The following is a 17,734-nucleotide window of genomic DNA, read 5'->3' on the forward strand; positions in this document are numbered from 1 at the left end:
GACGCGTGAGGATGGAACGATGACGATGCTACAGATGGGCTCGATATCGTGACCTCCGGCCGAGACACCCTCCGGCAGACCGTGGTCGCCGCGAGCACCGTTGTTGCACTGCTCGGCGGCTTCTTCGGCTCTGGCGCGGCCGGGGGCATCCAAATTGCGGATGCTGCGGGCGGGGCGCTTCGAGACGACGCAACGCCGATCGCCCCCGGCGGGCCAGCGTTCGGCATTTGGTCGGTGATCTACCTCGGGCTCATCGCCTATGCCGTCTGGCAGCTGCTTCCGGGACAGCGCGCCGATGTGCGCCACCGCAGACTCGGATATCCGATCGCCGCCTCGATGGTGCTCAATGCGGCCTGGATTCTCAGTGCGCAGGCCGGGCTGCTGTGGCTCAGTGTCGGTGTCATCGTGCTCCTGCTCGCGGCCCTCGTCTGGGCGTTTCTCGTCGCGGTCGACTCGGCGCCGAGCGGCCCGGTGGAGGCGATCGTCGCTGATGGCACGGTGGGCCTCTACCTCGGCTGGGTGAGTGTCGCGACGCTCGCCAACACGGCGGCCGCCCTCAGCGCATCCGGGTTCTCCGGCGGCGGGCTGTCGCCGGATGTCTGGGGTGCAATCCTCGCCCTCGCCGCCGGCATCGTCGGTATCGGGCTTGCCGTTCGGGGGCGGGGCAGGCTCAGCCCGACGGCCGCGCTCTGCTGGGGTCTCGCCTGGGTGGTGGTCGCTCGCCTGATGGGCGACCTGCTGAGCATGCCGACCGCCATCGCGGCGGCCGTCTCGATCGTCGCGATTGTCATTGCTACCGCTGTTGCCCGCATCCGCTCTGCCGCCAGGTCGGCCAGAGTTGGGAGCGCGTAGGCTCGATCACCACCGGCAGCGCGCCGCCCTGCGACCTGAGACGAGGATTCCATGGCCACCATCTCCCTCACCGCCGATGATTTCGAGAAGACAGTCACCACGCCGGGCATCACCATGGTCGATTTTTGGGCGGAGTGGTGCGGCCCGTGCCGCCAGTTCGCCCCCGTCTTTGAGGCGGCAAGCGAGCAGCACGCCGACATCAGGTTCGCAAAGGTCGACACTGAGGCAGAGCAGCAGCTGGCCGGAGCGGCGAACATCACGTCGATCCCGACGCTCATGGCGTTCCGAGACGGCGTGCTCGTGTTCTCCCAGCCCGGCGCGCTCCGGCGCCCGCACTCGACGAGGTCATCACCGCGGTGAAGGCCCTCGATATGGAGCAAGTGTGGGCGCAGGTCCGGGCGCAGAGCGATACAGAGCCTGAGCGCTAGAGCACCGAGGCGCTGGCATACCCCGCGCGGCACGCATTCTCCGTCACCGTTCAATAGTGAACGGAGCATGACCGGAGTCTGAATTACCCCCGAATGGGGGGTGTCGAACATGACGCTTCGGCAATATTGTTGGCACACCTAGAACTCCCCTCATTCGGGGGGTCCCAGTTCGGGGCACGGATTCCCCGCTCCGTGTCGACCGAAGCCAGCGTCACCCCGAGATTCGCCCGCATTATCGCCCCCCGGCACCCCGTGTTACCCGCACTTCAGCAGCACCGCACCACCCCCGATTGCATTACCCGCCCCGAACGCACCCGAACCGTTCACGGCGCTCAGCCTCCCCAGCTGATCGATTCGTCAACGCCATGGCCGCGTGCTTTACCCCGTCAGCACTATGCACCCGAGATTCGGGCCGACGAAGCTCCGAATCATGGCGTCTCCCACCCCCGAGATGCTGCCCTTTTTGCACTACCTGTACCCCCGATCTACAGGACCCGTAATGACCCATACCCCGATGGGACTCGAGAGCACCGTTCGGTCACTCTCCCGCCACCCGACACCCGCCCAACGCAGACTCCACCTCGTCGCAGACCCGATCGCTGCACCCGTCGCAAGCTCGGGCCCGGCGTGGGCCCGCACCTACCGCCAGCGGCTCCAACTCACCGATGCCCTCGTTATCGGCGTTACGGTGTGGCTCGCCGTCTTCGGCTGGATCGCGAGCACAGCGCCGTTCGCCGACCCCTTCGCCTATTGGGTCGTCGCCGTCGCCATCATGGTGCTGTGGTTCACGATGCTGAGCGTGTCGCGCACGAGAGAGAGCCGCATCCTCAGCGTGGGTGCCGCCGAATACAAGCGCGTCATCAACGCGAGCAGCATGACGTTCGGGCTTCTCGCGATCGCCCTGCTCGTCGGGCAGTCCGGCCCCGTGAGCCTTGCCTTTGTTGCCGCCTTCCCCGGCGGGCTCGTCATCCTGCTTCTCAGCCGGTGGCTCTGGCGCAATTGGCTCGCCCGTCAGGGACTCGCTGGGCATTCGCTCTCCAGGGTCGTCGTCGTCGGCCAGCGCACCGACGTCGAGTACGTCGTGAACCAGATCAGCCACGCGTCGCGGGCGGCCTACACGGTCGCCGGCGTGGTACTCGATTCGCCCCCCGCCGAGACCGCCGCGCCTACGTTTGCAACGCTCCCCGTGAGCCACGACCTCGACAGCGTCGCCTCAACAGCGGCCTCACTTGGGGCCGATGCCGTGGTGGTCGCCGGCCCGCCGAGCAGTCGCACCGAATACGTCCGCGACCTCGCGTGGCAGCTTGAGGGCACCGCGACCGACCTCATCCTCGCGACAGGCCTCGCGAATGTGGCTGGCCCGCGCATCCATCTCCGCCCCATGGAGGGCCTGCCGCTCATCCACGTCGAGATTCCGCAGTTCGAGGGCGGCAAGCACATCCTCAAGCGCGCATTCGACATCGCGGTGTCTGGCACCGTGCTGCTCGTGTTGGCGCCCCTGATGGGGGCGATCGCGCTCATCGTGCGGCTCGACAGCCCCGGCCCGGCCCTGTTCAAGCAGGAGCGCGTCGGTCGTGACGGCACCTCGTTCACGATGTACAAGTTCCGCTCTATGGTCACGACGGCGACGAGCGACCTCGCGGGCCTCATCGACCGCAATGAGGGTGCGGGCGTGCTGTTCAAGATGAAGAACGATCCCCGCGTCACACGCTTCGGTCGCTTCATGCGCAAGCACTCACTCGACGAGCTGCCGCAGTTGTGGAACATCCTTATCGGCGATATGAGCGTCGTGGGGCCCCGCCCGCCGCTGCCAGCCGAAGTGCGCGACTACGAAGACCATGTGCATCGCCGCCTCTACATTCGCCCGGGCCTCACGGGTATGTGGCAGATCAGCGGTCGCTCCGATCTCAGCTGGGAGGAGAGCGTCAAGCTCGACCTGTACTACGTCGAGAACTGGTCACTCATCGGCGACCTCATGATCATGTGGCGCACCTTCAAGGTGCTCGTCAACCCGACCGGCGCCTACTAATACCGGCACACCACCGGCACACCCAACCACCCGAATCGCATTCACACCGACCCGAAAGGAACGAATGCACATGATCAGACTAGGAGTTGTCGGTCTCGGCAAGATGGGCCTGTCCCATCTTTCGATGATCAACGCCCACCCAGATGTGAGAGTGGAGGCGGTCGTCGACTCGGCGGGGTACATCCTCGGCGTGCTCTCCAAGTACACGGGCGTCGTCACCTTCACCGACTACGACCACATGCTTGAGAGTGTCGAACTCGATGCTGTGCTCATCGCCACCCCGACGAGGTTTCACGCTCCCATGGTGCGGGCAGCCCTCGAGCGCGGTCTTCACGTGTTCTGCGAGAAGCCGCTCACCCTCACCTCGGAGGAGTCTCGTGAGCTCGCCGAACTCGCCGCAGAACGCGGGCTCGTCACCCAGGTCGGCTACCACAACCGCTTCGTCGCTGCCTTCCGCGAAGTCAAGGCGCTTCTCGACGCCGGCGCGATCGGCCGAGTCACACACATGCATGCAGAGGCATACGGCCCAGTGGTGCTGAAGTCCAAGGGCACGACCTGGCGGAGCAAGCGCACCGAAGGTGGCGGTTGTCTCTACGACTATGCCGCGCATCCGGCAGACCTGCTGAGCTGGTTCGCCGGCGCTCCGAGCGGGGTCGGCGGCACCATCCTCGGCAGCATCTTCTCTGAAGACACCGACGACGAGGTGTTCAGCACGCTGTACTACCCGAATGGCACGAGTGCCCAGCTCTCGGTGAACTGGTCGGATGAATCGTTCCGCAAGATGACCACCCAGATCACGATCACGGGCACGGCTGGGCGCATTCACGCCGACCGTCAGGAAGTGCGGGTCTATCTGCGCGACACGGCCCCCGAGATTGACGGGTATGACACGGGCTGGACGGTGAAGAACACGACCGAACTCACCGACACCGTGTGGTTCTACCTCCGCGGCGAGGAGTACAGCGCCCAACTGCACCACTTCGTCGCACGCGTGCACGGCAACGAGCTTCTCGCTGTCAATGATTTTGCAAGCGCCGCGGTGACCGATCGTGTGCTTGAACTGCTCAAGCTCGACGCCGACGCCGGCCCCTCAACCCTCGACAGTGTCGAGGTGGCCGCAGCACAGATACCTGAACCCCGACGCCGGCTCCTGAGGAGGCGCGCATGACCACCCACGCACCCACCACTGAGCTCAGCAGGAGTGGCGCACCGAAACTCGACCGGCTCCTCTTCGGCGACAACCAGTTCTTCGGCGTCAACCACATGTCTGAGGAGAAGGCGCGATCCCAAGCGATGCGCTTTCAAGTGCTCGACGCCATCATGGACGTGCTCGACGCCGCCTACGACGAAGGCGTCACCACCTTCATGTGCACGACGCATGATCGCATCGGTGAAATTGCCGAACGCATCCGTCAAAATCAGTCGCGGTATCCGGCGTTCCAGTTCCACCCGTGCATGCCCTACGCCCACAAATATGCCGACGCGGTGACAGAGCACGGCATGCTCGGTGCGGTGCGCAAGTTCCTCCCAGAGGAGGGGCTCATGAACGCCATGCTTCGCGGCGGTACCTCGATCGCGAAACAGGATGTCGAGGGGCTCATCACACTGCTCGTCGACGCCGAGATGGCCATGTTCCGCGGGCTCTCGACACCGGTCGTGTGGCTTCAGAACGTCGTCGTTGACCTCCTGCTTGGGCTGGGCTTCGATGATGCGTTCGAGATCTTCGCGCGACACATCCGCACGCGGTACAACGCCGAACCAGGGTTCATCACGATGAACCTCCCCATGCTGCTGCCGGTGCTCGAACGGGTTGGCATCGAGAACCCCCTCGTGTGCTCGAACATCAACAAGGTCGGGTTCCGCATGTCGGGCGGCATCGAGGGGTACCTCGACGTGCTTGAACGTCACCGGTTCAGGGCAGTAGCAATGTCAGTCTTCGCGTCGGGAGCGATCCCCCCGCGCGAGGCCCTTGAGTGGATCAATCAACAACCGAATATCGAATCGGTCGTCTTCGGAGCGTCGAGCCGTGCGAACATCCGCAGCACGCGCCAGCTCATGGAAGCGACGGCCCTCTAGAGCCGGCGCGGGCTGCGGCGGCGACGTTCGGGCGTCGCCACAAGCGGGGCCGCTACGCGGTTACGCGATCGAGGCGCCGCAGCTCGCGCCACCACTTCACCAACACGGCAGCAAGCACGAGTGCCTGCGCGGCAAAGAGGAGCGCATAAACCGCAACAAAGAGAGTGTGGAGCCCGATCAGCGCGAACGCAAGGCACAGCACGGCGTAGTCGGTCGGTATCGCGACGAGCGTCTGCAGTCCTCCGCCGCCACCAGACGGCTTCGCGTACGTCTGCCCAGCCGCGGCGGCGGCGGAACGGCGAAGCTGGTCGGTGAGGATCATGCCGAAGAAGAACACGAACGAGACCACCATGAAGCCGAGGGGCAGCAGGAGCACCCATCCTCGCTCGTCGCTGTAGCGATAGAACGAGATGATGACGGCCGAATGCATGACGCCGATCTTGGTGGCATCGACAACATGGTCGAGCCATTCGCCTGCGCGGCTGCCGCCGCCGAGCAGACGCGCGAGCTGACCGTCGGCGGAATCGAGCGCGTATCCGAGCAGCAGCAAGAACGCGACGGCAACGCCGAGCAGCGTGGATGGGGCGACGAGCGCGACAAGGAGGAGCGCCGCGAGGGTCATGCAGGCGCTGAGAAGCGTGACCTGGTTTGGCGTGAGCCGCATCACGTATGCGACCGCAGCGAGCCAGCGGCCGAGTGGACGATTCACCCAGCGCGAGTATGGCGGTGCACCGCGCCCAGGCTTCTGTACACTCTCTAGCTTGCGCACCGCACTGCGGATGCTGCGGGGCTCTGCGTCAGTATTGGCGTCCACGCTGCAACTGTAGCGACGCAATGTTACGAGTCCGTTCTTGATTTTGAACCCTCCCTCACCTTTTCAGGGCGGGTCGCATACTGTTAACGCCACGCTGCTGGATGTATCCTTCAGCGGCTGCGCGAGAAGGGGGAAACCGTGCACGTCTTGTTTGACGGGTTCTGGTGGGTCGACGGCCCGGTCTCGAACGCGCAGGTGATGCGGGAGTTCGTGCTCGCGTGGGAGCGGGAGTTCCCCGACGATGAGATCACGCTTGCCGTGCCTCGGCGAGCACTCGACATTGTGCGGGGGAGCCTCCCGGAGCGCATCAAGCTTGCCGGCACGACGATTGGGCCACACGGCGTGAGCGCCATCGTCGAGCTCCCGTTCGTCGCGCGCCGGGTCGGTGCCGACATCACCCTTGTGCACAACTTCACCCCCCTCTTCGGCAAGGCTGCCGTGTTCGTGCACGACTTCATGTTCGTCACGAATCCTGAATGGTTCACCCCGACCGAGCGCGCCTACTACGCCCTCATGCCGATGACCCTCCGCCGGGCGCACCGGGTGCTCACCTCATCGCAGGCTGAGGCGGAGCGCATCAGTCGCGTCGCACGGGGCAATCCCAAGGTCACACCCGTCGGGCTTGGGCTCTCGCGCGAACTCAGCACGGCGGTGCCCACCAAACCGGTCGGGCTCGACGGCATCAACGACTTCATGCTCTCTGTCGGCCGACTGAATGCCCGCAAAAACCTCAACGTGGCGATCGAGGCGGCCGTCGCATCCGGTCACGCGACGTCGACGACACCCCTGCTCGTTGTCGGTGAGCCGGAGGGGCGCCGTGCGACCTTCTCGCCCGCCGTGACAGCGGCCGTGGCATCCGGCGCCGTGCGCTTTCTCGGCTTCGTCGACACCGACGAGCTCGCCTGGCTCTATGCCAAGGCCCGCGTCTTCTTGTTCCTTTCGCTCGATGAGGGCTTTGGCATGCCAACGCTCGAGGCGGCGCACTTCGGAGCCCCAGTCGTAGCGAGCGACACGCTCGTCTTCCGCGAGATCCTCGGCGACCACGCGCAGTACGCGCCGCCCCACGATCTCGACGCCATCGCCGCTGCCATCAGCGAGACCTGGCGGCGGGGGAGGCGCGAATCGCTCGACGCCGAAACGCTCGGCTACTCCTGGGAGCTCAGCGCGCGACGCATCCGTGACGCGTTGACTTCGGGCTGAGTCGCAGCGGGGAGGTGCTTCTCGAGCAGTCGCTCATACTGGCCCGCCACATGCTCCCACGTGAACTCCTCGGCATGCCGCGCTCGACTGGCTGCACCGAGCCGCTTGCGCAGATCGGCATCAGCAATGAGCGTGCTGATGCGATCGGCCGCCTCGGCAGCCGTGGTGAAGTAGAGCCCGCCGTCGGCGGCTACCCAGCGGTTATAGGGGTTGTCGTGCGCGATAACCGCATTGCCGACCGCCATCGCCTCGACGAGCGAAGGGTTGGTGCCGCCGACCGTGTGGCCGTGGAGGTATCCGGAGGAGTGGAATCGCAGCGCCGCCACCTCATCCGGGTCGTAGATGGCCCCGAGGAAGTCGACCTCATCGCTCGCGGCATCGACGACCGCGCGGTGGTACTCGTCGGTCTCCGGCGTGTAGTTGCCGAGAATCGCAAGACGATGGCCGCGACGCTCCGCCGAGAAGCCTTCCACGAGCTCGAGGATCGAGTTTTCGGGAATCGGGCGGCAGATGAGTGAGAGGTAGCCGCCCGGCTCAAGGCCGCGGGCAATCACCGACGCGGGGTCGGCGGCGGCGAGGGCATGCGCCCCATATGTGATGGTGGTGAGCTTCGACCGGCGCGCACGCGTGGCGAGATACTCCTCGATGACGGGATGATCGGCGATGAGATCGTTGCCTACCCAGCACGCGATGCGCTCGTTCGTCCACAGAATCGCCTGCTTCACTTTGCCCCACCGCGCACGAGACCACTCGATGCCGTCCATATTGATGACGTTGGGAATCCGCTTGACGCGCTGAAACGTGTTGAAGATGGCGGTGTTGTAGCCGAAGGTGAGACAGACGTCGCGGTGGCGTGACGCATGGAGGATCGAGCGAAGATCGAACTCCGAGGTGCCAAGCCAGCCCTCGCGATCGACCGGGATATTCACGCGCTCGAGGCCGTTCCAGGTGTCGTGGCTCGTCGGACCGGTGCCCGGCACCTGGCAGTAGACAATGACGCGCCAGCCCTGATCGCGCAAAAAGAGGCCGACGTTTTCGGCGGCGGTTTCGAAGCCGCCGTATGCCGCGGGCACGCCGTGGGTGCCGAGGATGCGCACGGTCTTCTGGCGCGCCTCACCAAGGTGTGGGAGGTCTGGGCCTGGGAGATCTGGGGCCGGGATGTCGCGGGGCATCGGGTTCCTCCGCGGGTGCTGGGGTTTTCGGGTGTGGGTGGGGAGTCTACTCGAACTCGCAGGTTCGGAGTAGCCCGTTTGGGAGTAGGTTCGAGCGTGCCGGCACACACCCGCACACCGGCCGAATCACCCGAACCACAGCACCCGAACCAGGAGCGCCCATGGCGACCACACCGGCTACCCCACCCGAGGCATCCGACGATTCTGAGGCAGCCATTGCGAGCAGTCGGCGCCGCGGCCAAATCGCGACGATCGCTGCCGCCGTGCTGCTGGTCGCGGCGATTGTGACGTCTGCGGTCATTGGCACGCTGTCTGGTGGGGCGAACATGCCCGACGCCGGTTCCCCGAGCTCGCCGGCGACTCCGTCGGAGCCGGAGGGTTCAGCAACTCCCGAGCCCGCCGAGCCTTCTGCGGCGCCGACCGACCCTGACGCTGCCCCCGTCGACCCGTCGGTGCCGGCCGATCCTGTGGAATTCACGGAGCCCGCCGACATCTCGCCCGGGCTCACCGCCGCCATCACCAACCTCGAGTCGGTCTCGGGCGAGGCGAATCGTCCCGGCGAAGTTGCCGGCCCGGCCCTGCGCGTGACGGTGCAGATCACCAACGGGACGGATGCCGCGGTGCAGCTGCTCACGACCGTCGTCACTGCCTACTACGGTGCTGAGCAGACCCCTGCCTCCGAGCTCGGTGCACCGGGAGCATCCGCAATGCCGACGGAGGTTGCTGCTGGCGAGACTGCGACCGGGGTGTACGTGTTCACTGTGCCAGCCGATCAACGTGACCTTGTGCGGGTCATGGTCGACTATTCCGTCGACGTACAGCCGCTCGTGTTCGAGGGTGCCGTCCCCGAGTAGTCGGTCGAGGCGAGCACCCTGCCAAAAATGAGAGTTTCGCCGATCGGCGGGCTTTGGGGTTTACACGCTGGAGCGTTGGAACTACGCTGACGCCAATTCCGGCGACCCCCACGCCGGACAAACCGATCGAGGCACCCCCGTGACCACGCCACGATTTTTTCGACTTCGCCCTGCCGCGTTCGCCGTCACCATTACGCTGGCCGCGACGCTCGGGCTTGCGAGCGGCAGCGCTCCCGTCGCTGCCGACACTGCCCCACCGAATGCCGCGACACCGCAGACGGTCTCGAGCGATTCGCTTGCGACCGCGCAGATCAACGGTGTGGCATGGGATCAGGAGATCGTCGGCAACACGGTCTTCGTCGGTGGCAACTTCACGACCGCGCGCCCCGCTGGGGCCGCGGCGGGTTCCGCGACCGTCACGCGCACCCATCTGCTGTCGTACAACCTCACGACCGGGGTTCTCACGTCATGGGCACCGACCCTCAATGGGCAGGTCAGGGCGCTTGATGCCTCCCCCGATGGCACTCGCCTCTATGCCGTCGGCGCGTTCACCAGTGTGAATGGCACCACCCGCAATCGCGTCGTCGCCTTCGACACCGCGACCGGGGCCGTCGTCAGCAGTTTCGCCTCCTCCGCCAACGGTGAAGTGTTTGCGGTGACAGCCACGAATTCGACCGTCTACTTCGCTGGCAACTTCAGCCAAGCGGCCGGGGTGTCGCGACCCGGTCGCGCGGCCGCGGCATCCGCTTCGACCGGGGCGACGACGGCCTGGGCTCCCGTGCTCGCCAATGGGCGCGCCTACGGGATCGAGGTCTCGCCCGCAGGGGACAAGGTCGTGATCGCCGGAAGCTTCACAACGCTGAACGGCGGCGGCAATCCCGGCTACGGCATGGGCGCCGTCACCGCGACGACGGGGACATCGCTGCCGTGGGCGGCGAACTCGATCGTACGCAATGCCGGCGACGAGTCTGCCGTGTTCGGGCTCTCCTCCGATGCCGACAGCGTCTACGGTTCTGGCTACATCTACGGCACGGGTGGAAACTCCGAGGGCACCTGGCGAATGAACTGGTCGGATGGCTCCCTCCGTTGGATCGCCGACTGCCGTGGCGACAACTACAGTGCCGCTTCGCAGGGTGGAGTTGTCTATATCGCTGGCCACTCCCACCAGTGCCAGTGGATCGGCGGGTTTCCGGAATACAACCCACGGCGCGAGTTCAGAGCGCTCGCCGTGACCAAAGAGCCGTCGGGAGTGGTGCGAGCCAACGTGCAGTCCGGTCGCCCAGCGACAGAGCAGTTGGCCTTCTTTCCCAACATGAATGCGGGGCAATTCACGGGGCAGTATCAGGGTGCCTGGTCGGTCCGTGCGAACTCGCAGTACGTCGTGTACGCGGGGGAATTCACGCAGATCAACGGCGTCGGGCAGCAGGGTCTCGCACGATTCGCGCTCTCGAGCATCGCGCCCGATCAGCGGGGCCCCCAGCTCAGCGGCAGCGGATGGCCGCTCAGCACGGCGTCGTACTCATCGACGACCGTGCGGGTGAGCTGGCCATCAAACTACGACAGCGACAATGAGCAGCTCACGTATCGGGTCGTGCGCAACGGCAACACTGCGGCACCCGTGCATGTGACGACTGGCCTCTCGCGATTCTGGGATCAACCGTCGCTGAGTTTTGTCGACAGCGGCTTGAGCCCCGGGACGAGTTACACCTACCGTGTGAGCGCGACTGACCCGCACGGCAACGTCGCGTGGACGAGCACCGTGACCCAGCAGACCGCGAGTTCCGGCACGTTCAGCCTCTACGCCCAGGCGGTGGTCAACAACAGTCCGACCTGGTACTTCCGACTCGGCGAGGCGAGTGGTACCGCGGTGAACAACCTCAGCGGACCCGTCGCGAACACGACGCAGACGAGCGGCACATTCAACACGGTCAACGGCACGGCCGGTTCAGGTGTCACGCGTGGGGTCAGCGGCCCGATTTCCGGCGACACGAACACTGCGTCGCGCTTCAACGGGACGAGCAACGGCCGCATTGTGACGTCGCGACAGGTGTATTCCGACGACAGCGTGACCGTTGAGACGTGGTTCAAGACCACCTCATCAAGCGGCGTGATGGTCAACTTCGGCAATAACGGCACCGTGACAGGTTCGTCGTCGACGACCGATCAGGTGCTCTATCTCTCCGGCGGTCGGGTGTCGTGGTCTGTCTATGACTCGGGCATGCGCACGATTCAGAGTGCGACGGGCTACAACAATGGCGCCTGGCATCATGCTGTCGGAACGCTCGGACCCGACGGCATGAAGCTCTATGTCGATGGCACCCTCGTGGCCTCCCGCGCCAGCACAACCTACGCCCGAGGCTTCTACGGCTACTGGAAGATCGGCGGCGACGCGGCCCCCTCTGGCAACTCGAACTTCTCGGGAGACCTCGATGAGGTCGCGATCTACAAGACAACCCTGAGCTCCGCCGATGTCGCCTATCACTACCAGTTGCGCACTGGTACGGGCACGCCGCCTCCCACGCCGACGCCCGACCCAACACCCGACCCGACACCGGACCCGACGCCCGAGCCGAGCACTGCACTCGCGCAAGATTCCTTCGCCCGCACCGTGAGCGGCGGTTGGGGCACGGCAACCGTCGGGGGAGCCTGGAGCCCTTCGAACGCGTCATCGTCAACCGTCGACGGCAGTCGCGGGGTGCTCACCCACACCGCCGGGTCGACGCGACGCGCGCTGCTCGGAGCGGTCTCTTCAACGTCGAACAGTGCGAGCGTCACGATTTCGCTGTCGAAACAGGCGACCGGCAGCAGCACCTATGCCGGCGTGGTTGTGCGCCAGGTCGGTTCGTCATATCTGCAGGCCAGGGCCAGATTCCAACCGGATGGCTCTGTTGCGTTGCAGCTCATGCGGGGTGACCAGGTCGTGCTCGCAAACATGACCGTCTCGGGGATTTCTTACACGGCGGGCGCCACGCTGAATCTTCGAGCGGAGGCGACGGGAGCATCGCCAACCACCGTGCGGGCCAAGCTTTGGCAGGCTGGCACGGCAGAACCGGCTGGCTGGATGCTCACCGCCACCGACTCGACGGCGGGCTTGCAGACCGCCGGCAGTGTCGGCGTCGAGAGCTATGTTTCGTCGTCCGCGACCAACGCTCCCGTCGATGTGCGTTACGACGACTTCGTCGCGACGAGCGTCGGCTGAGTCGACCATCAGCACCCCCCATACGGGGGTAATTCTGCTGTGCCACTTTCGGGGGGCACGATTTCGCATTATGCTCACGGCATCCGGCTACCCCCGTATATTGCCGGTCTACCCGAAGAAGGACATCATGGGTCGCCCCAACCCGATGTCGTCGCGACGCGTTACCCTTTTGGCGTCCAGCACGACACTTGCACTCATTGCCGCACTCCTCATCGCCGCGCCGTCCACAGCTGCCGCGGCTGACGAGGCCGAACCCTTGCCGGTCACAGCGTCGACCGACGCGCTGCCGACGCCGCAGATCAACGGTGTCGTGTGGGATCAGGAGATCGTGGGCAACACCGTCTATGTCGCTGGCGAATTCACGACGGCTCGGCCGGCAGGCGCCGCGGCAGGCACAAACACCGTGACGCGCACCCACCTGCTGTCCTACAACCTCACGACTGGAGAGCTCCTTCCGTGGGCCCCGCAGGTCAACGCCCAGGTGCGACAGCTCGCCGTCTCGCCCGACGGCAGTCGCGTGTACGCGGTCGGCGATTTCACGAGCGTCAACGGCGTCACCAAGAACCGCATCGCCGCCTTCTCCACCGCGACCGGCGCACTCGATGCGAACTTCACTACGGGCGCGAATAACCGCATTCACGCCATCGTGGTCACCGCGAGCACCGTGTACTTCGCCGGACACTTCTCTTCTGTCAGCGGACAAACGCGCACGTTCGCCGCTGCAGTCAACGCCACTACGGGCGCCGTCACGTCATGGGCGCCGACCCTCGCCGGCGGCCGCGCCTATGCCCTTGTCATTTCGCCCGATGAATCGAAGGTCGTCATTGGTGGCGACTTCACCTCGACGAACGGCTCATCAAACCCTGGCTATGGGCTCGGCGCCGTCGATGCCACCACGGGGGCGTCGCTGCCGTGGGCTGCGAACGGACTGATTCGCAACGGGGGCACCGAGGCGGCCATCTTCTCGCTCGACTCCGACGAGGACAGCGTGTACGGCACGGGGTATGTGTTCGGTTCCGGCGGCAACCTCGAGGGCACCTTCCGCGCGTCATGGGACGATGGCTCGCTCGCGTGGGTGCAGGACTGCCACGGCGATACGTACTCGGTCTCTGCTTCAGACGATGTCATCTACACGGCCGGCCACGCCCACTACTGCGGCAACATCGACGGATTCCCACAGACCGACCCCTGGACCTACTACCGCGGGATCGCTTTCTCCAAAGACGCCACCGGTGTTGCGACGCGCGACCCCTACGGCTACTACAACTTCCAAGGCACGGCGACGCCAACCCTGCTCAACTGGTTCCCGAACATGAACCTCGGCAGTTATACGGGCCAGTATCAAGGACCCTGGAGCGTCGATACGAACGACGAGTATGTGGTCTATGGCGGCGAGTTCACCACCGTCAACGGCCAAGCCCAACAGGGCCTCGTGCGCTTCGCAACACGCGACATCGCACCAAACGACGACGGCCCGCGCCTCACCGGCGACAACCTCGTGCCGACCCTCCAGTCCGCCGAAGCCGGCACCATGACGGTGAGCTGGCCCGCGAACCACGACCGTGACGACACGTCCCTGACCTACTACGTCTACCGCGATGGCCGCACGGGCACCCCCGCCTACACGACCGTCGTCGACTCCACCTTCTGGGATAGGCCGACCATCTCGTGGGTCGATACGGGACTCGTGCCCGGCCAGACCTATAGCTATCGAGTGCGCGCCGTTGATCCGTGGGGCAACAGCGCCTGGGGCACCACTGTGTCCGCGACCGTAGCCACAGACGGCACCCTGAGCGACTACGCGGCAGCGGTCATCGCCGACCAGCCTACGAATTATTGGAGGCTCGGCGACACGAGCGGCACCACCGCGAACGACTCGGTCGGTCGATACCAGGCCACCAAAGGCTCGCAAGTGACCCTCGGCGCGAGCGGCGCCATCATCGATGATCCCGACACTGCAGCCTCGTTCAGTGGCACCAACACGTCGAGCCTCGTCGCTTCCACCACCCAGGTGGCGAGCGACAACACCTTCACGATCGAGACCTGGGTCAAGACGACATCGACTGGCGGCGGCAAGATCGTCGGCTTCGGCTCGTCGAACTCAGGCAACTCCAGCAACTACGACCGGCATGTCTACATGAACTCGGCGGGCAATCTGCTCTTCGGCGTGCATCCGGGCACCTCAAAGGTGGTGCAGTCGTCCAAGCGATACAACGACGGCGAGTGGCACCACGTCGTCGCGACGCTGAGCGACGAGGGCATGCAGCTGTTCGTCGATGGCATCAGGGTCGGCTACGACCCCGCCACGACGAGCGGGCAAACATACTGGGGCTACTGGCGTATCGGTGGCGACAACACGTGGTCTGGCAACCGCTACCTCGCCGGCACGATCGACGAGACCGCGATCTACCCCGACGCGCTGACGCACGAGCAGATCCTCGAGCACTACACGCTCTCGGGCCGCACTGCGAACATCCCGGTCGCTCCCGCCGACGAATACGGCGCAGCCGTGTTCGACGAAGATCCGCTCCTCTATTACCGGCTGGGCGAGACGGCGGGCCCGGTGGCGCAAGATTCGGGTCCGCTAGACAACGACGGCACCTATTCGGGCGGCGTGAGCTACGGCACCGAAGGCGCGATTCGCGGCACGAGCAATACGGCGGCGACGTTCACCAACGGCGTCGTCTCGAGCAACACCGCGGTGACCAACCCCACGACGTACTCGACTGAGATCTGGTTCAACACGACCACGAATCGCGGTGGCAAGCTGACAGGCTTCGGCAACCGCGCCACCGGTCTCTCAACCAGCTATGACCGGCACGTCTACATGCAAGACGATGGTCGCCTTGTCTTCGGCACCTACACGGGCGTGACCAACACGATCACGTCAGCGGATGCCTACAACGACGGCGAGTGGCATCAGGTGATCGCGACCCAGTCATCCGCCGGGCTCAGGCTCTACGTTGACGGCGAGTTGGTTGGCACCCATAGTCAGACGTCGGCCCAGAACTACACGGGCTACTGGCGAGCGGGCGGAGACACCACCTGGGGCTCGAGCGACGCGTACTTCAATGGCAAGCTCGACGAGTTTGCCGTGTACCCGGCGGCGCTCAGCCAGGCACAAGTCACCGACCACTACGAGCTCGGTGCTCCAGAGGTAGCGAACCAGGAGCCGACGGCATCGTTCACGATTGACGTCGAAGGGCTCGCGATCGACCTCGATGCGAGTGCGTCGACCGATCCTGACGGCAGCATCGTCAGCTACGAGTGGGACTTCGGTGACGGCACGGCTAGCGAGAGCGCAACCGTGCCGACCGCGAGCCACCTCTACACAGCGGCGGGCACCTACACGGTGACCCTCACGGTGATTGATGACCGCGGGGCGACCCACAGCCGCAGCCACGACATCGAGGTAGTGCGTGTGAACGCGGCACCCGTCGCGAGCTTCGACCACACGGTCGATGATCTGACGGTGGCGCTGGATGCATCCGCATCATCTGACGATGTCGCAATCGCCACCTACGCCTGGGACTTCGGCGACGGCACCACCGGCACAGGTGCGACCGTCGAGCATCTCTACGCGACTGCCGGCAACTACACCGTGACCCTCACCGTGACCGATGGGGAGGGGCTCACCGGCTCCGCCACGACGGTCGTCACGGCGACCGCTCCCCCCGTCGTCAGTGTGCTTGCCGACGACGCCTTCGCGAGGACCACCGCGAGCGGGTGGGGTGCCGCTACGACCGGTGGCACCTGGACGGTCTCGCGAGCGGCCAGCTCCAGCGTCTCCGCCGGAACAGGGCTCTTCTCGCATACCGCGGGGACGACGCGAACCGGAACGCTCGGCGCCACGTCGGCGACGGATGTCGACATGACGGCGGATGTTTCGTTTGACAAGGTCATGACGGGTGGCGGCGCCTACGCCGGCATCATTGTGCGCCAGGTCGGCAGCGACTACTACCAGGCCCGCGTGCGGTTTATGGCCGACGGGACAATGGCGGTGCAGATCCTGCAGGGTGGCTCGACCGTGATTGCAAACGCCACGCTTGCCGGCACCTACACGCCCGGCACGGCCATGACGATCCGCGCTCAGATCTCGGGCACCTCACCGACGACCATCGTGGCGAAGGCGTGGCCGACAGGTACCGCGGAGCCCGCAGACTGGGCCGTGAGCACAACCTCGACTGCGGCGGCGCTGCAGACGGCCGGCTCGCTCGGCGTCGTGAGTTACGCGTCGGGATCGCTGAGCAATGCGCCGCTCGCGGCCGGATTCGACAACGTCCTGGCCTACGCGGGCACGGCTCCGACAGCGCCCGTTGACCCGCCAGTCGACCCGGAAGACCCGCCAGTTGATCCGGAGGACCCGCCAGTCGACCCAGAAGACCCGCCGGTCGATCCAGAAGACCCGCCAGTCGACCCGGAAGACCCGGCAGCGACCTTCGCGACCGATAATTTCGAGCGCACGTCCGCCACCGGCTGGGGCACCGCGACAACGGGCGGTGACTGGAGCTCCACTGTCAACAGCAACTACAGCGTGAGCAGCGGGTCAGGTGCCTTCCTTCATGCCGCCGGCTCGACGAGACGGGCACTCCTCAGCACCGTGAGCGCCCTCGATGTGGAGCAGCAGGTCACCATCACGGTCGACAAAGCGGCGGAATCCGGCCACATCGTGGCCGGGTTGGTATCCCGCCAGGTCGGCACCGACTTCCTCCAGGGTCGCGTGCGCATCCAGCCGGGCGGCACCGTCGCGGTGCAGATTCTGCGCGGCTCCTCGACGACCCTCGCGAACTCGACCGTCACCGGCCTCACGGCCACCCCTGGCTCGTCACTCGTGCTCAAGGTGCGCACCACCGGCGCCTCCCCCACGACGGTGCAGGTCAAGGTGTGGGCCCTCGGTGCCACCGAACCGGCAGAATGGCAACTGAGCGCCACCGATGCGACACCGGCGCTCCAGGGTGCTGGGCAGGTCGGCGTGGAGAGTTACGTCTCCGGATCGGCTCCCAACGCCCCAGTAACCGTCAGATACGACGACTACATCGCCAGGCTTCCGCAGTAGTCAGCGGGAGGGCCGCGCACCTGCGGCCCTCCCTCAGCTGCGGCACACCCGGCT

The 17,734-nt window shown here is 65.6% G+C and carries 10 protein-coding genes and 1 pseudogene; 9 read left to right on the forward strand and 2 right to left on the reverse strand.

All coding sequences use genetic code 11. The features are described from left to right. The first annotated feature begins 48 nt into the window (after positions 1-48). The 5 genes and pseudogenes from ACY48M_RS09500 to ACY48M_RS09520 all read left to right on the forward strand — a co-directional run bounded on the left by ACY48M_RS09500 (position 49) and on the right by ACY48M_RS09520 (position 5,385). The gene (locus ACY48M_RS09500; RefSeq protein WP_462820042.1) at positions 49-852 is read left to right on the forward strand and encodes a tryptophan-rich sensory protein; all 804 of its coding nucleotides are present in this window, start codon (positions 49-51) and stop codon (positions 850-852) included. 51 nt (positions 853-903) lie between these two features. Then, positions 904-1,280: pseudogene (gene trxA / locus ACY48M_RS09505) on the forward strand (thioredoxin). 499 nt (positions 1,281-1,779) lie between these two features. Next, positions 1,780-3,309, forward strand: coding sequence for a sugar transferase (locus ACY48M_RS09510; protein WP_462820043.1), 1,530 nt, complete (start codon positions 1,780-1,782; stop codon positions 3,307-3,309). A 70-nt stretch (positions 3,310-3,379) separates the two neighbouring features. After that, entirely contained in the window at positions 3,380-4,477 is a 1,098-nt protein-coding gene (locus ACY48M_RS09515; RefSeq protein ID WP_462820044.1) for a Gfo/Idh/MocA family protein, read from the forward strand. Continuing rightward, complete coding sequence (locus ACY48M_RS09520; RefSeq protein WP_462820045.1) at positions 4,474-5,385, forward strand: hypothetical protein; 912 nt, start codon at positions 4,474-4,476, stop codon at positions 5,383-5,385. The genes ACY48M_RS09515 and ACY48M_RS09520 overlap by 4 nt, the downstream gene beginning before the upstream one ends. Positions 5,386-5,437: 52 nt before the next feature. Here the strand turns inward: ACY48M_RS09520 and ACY48M_RS09525 are convergent, their stop codons facing one another. Then, a complete protein-coding gene (locus ACY48M_RS09525) occupies positions 5,438-6,199 on the reverse strand; it encodes a CDP-alcohol phosphatidyltransferase family protein (protein ID WP_462820046.1) in 762 nt (253 codons plus the stop codon). A gap of 138 nt (positions 6,200-6,337) precedes the next feature. Between ACY48M_RS09525 and ACY48M_RS09530 the strand changes: the two genes are divergently transcribed. Beyond that, entirely contained in the window at positions 6,338-7,399 is a 1,062-nt protein-coding gene (locus tag ACY48M_RS09530) for a glycosyltransferase family 4 protein (protein WP_462820047.1), read from the forward strand. Here the strand turns inward: ACY48M_RS09530 and ACY48M_RS09535 are convergent. Continuing rightward, positions 7,345-8,571, reverse strand: a complete 1,227-nt coding sequence (locus ACY48M_RS09535) for a DUF1972 domain-containing protein (RefSeq protein WP_462820048.1) — start codon at positions 8,569-8,571, stop codon at positions 7,345-7,347. The two genes, ACY48M_RS09530 and ACY48M_RS09535, sit on opposite strands and share 55 nt — an antisense overlap. A gap of 161 nt (positions 8,572-8,732) precedes the next feature. Between ACY48M_RS09535 and ACY48M_RS09540 the strand changes: the two genes are divergently transcribed. The 3 genes from ACY48M_RS09540 (at position 8,733) to ACY48M_RS09550 (ending at position 17,680) form a co-directional block, all read left to right on the forward strand. Further along, positions 8,733-9,425 carry a hypothetical protein gene (locus ACY48M_RS09540; protein ID WP_462820049.1) on the forward strand — a complete coding sequence of 231 codons (693 nt, stop codon included), beginning with the start codon at positions 8,733-8,735 and terminating at the stop codon, positions 9,423-9,425. 139 nt (positions 9,426-9,564) lie between these two features. Beyond that, positions 9,565-12,624 carry a LamG-like jellyroll fold domain-containing protein gene (locus tag ACY48M_RS09545; RefSeq protein ID WP_462820050.1) on the forward strand — a complete coding sequence of 1,020 codons (3,060 nt, stop codon included), beginning with the start codon at positions 9,565-9,567 and terminating at the stop codon, positions 12,622-12,624. Between the two features lie 70 nt (positions 12,625-12,694). Then, a complete protein-coding gene (locus ACY48M_RS09550; protein WP_462820051.1) occupies positions 12,695-17,680 on the forward strand; it encodes a LamG-like jellyroll fold domain-containing protein in 4,986 nt (1,661 codons plus the stop codon). The last annotated feature ends 54 nt before the right edge of the window (positions 17,681-17,734 follow it).

Source organism: Homoserinimonas flava (assembly GCF_054969005.1).

Excerpts from the sequence above, each read along its gene's own strand:
- ACY48M_RS09510 (WP_462820043.1), top strand. The coding sequence starts at position 1,780 with ATGACCCATACCCCGATGGGACTCGAGAGCACCGTTCGGTCACTCTCC.
- ACY48M_RS09515 (WP_462820044.1), top strand. The coding sequence starts at position 3,380 with ATGATCAGACTAGGAGTTGTCGGTCTCGGCAAGATGGGCCTGTCCCAT.
- ACY48M_RS09520 (WP_462820045.1), top strand. The coding sequence starts at position 4,474 with ATGACCACCCACGCACCCACCACTGAGCTCAGCAGGAGTGGCGCACCG.
- ACY48M_RS09535 (WP_462820048.1), bottom strand. The coding sequence starts at position 8,571 with ATGCCCCGCGACATCCCGGCCCCAGATCTCCCAGGCCCAGACCTCCCA.
- ACY48M_RS09540 (WP_462820049.1), top strand. The coding sequence starts at position 8,733 with ATGGCGACCACACCGGCTACCCCACCCGAGGCATCCGACGATTCTGAG.
- ACY48M_RS09550 (WP_462820051.1), top strand. The coding sequence starts at position 12,695 with ATGCTCACGGCATCCGGCTACCCCCGTATATTGCCGGTCTACCCGAAG.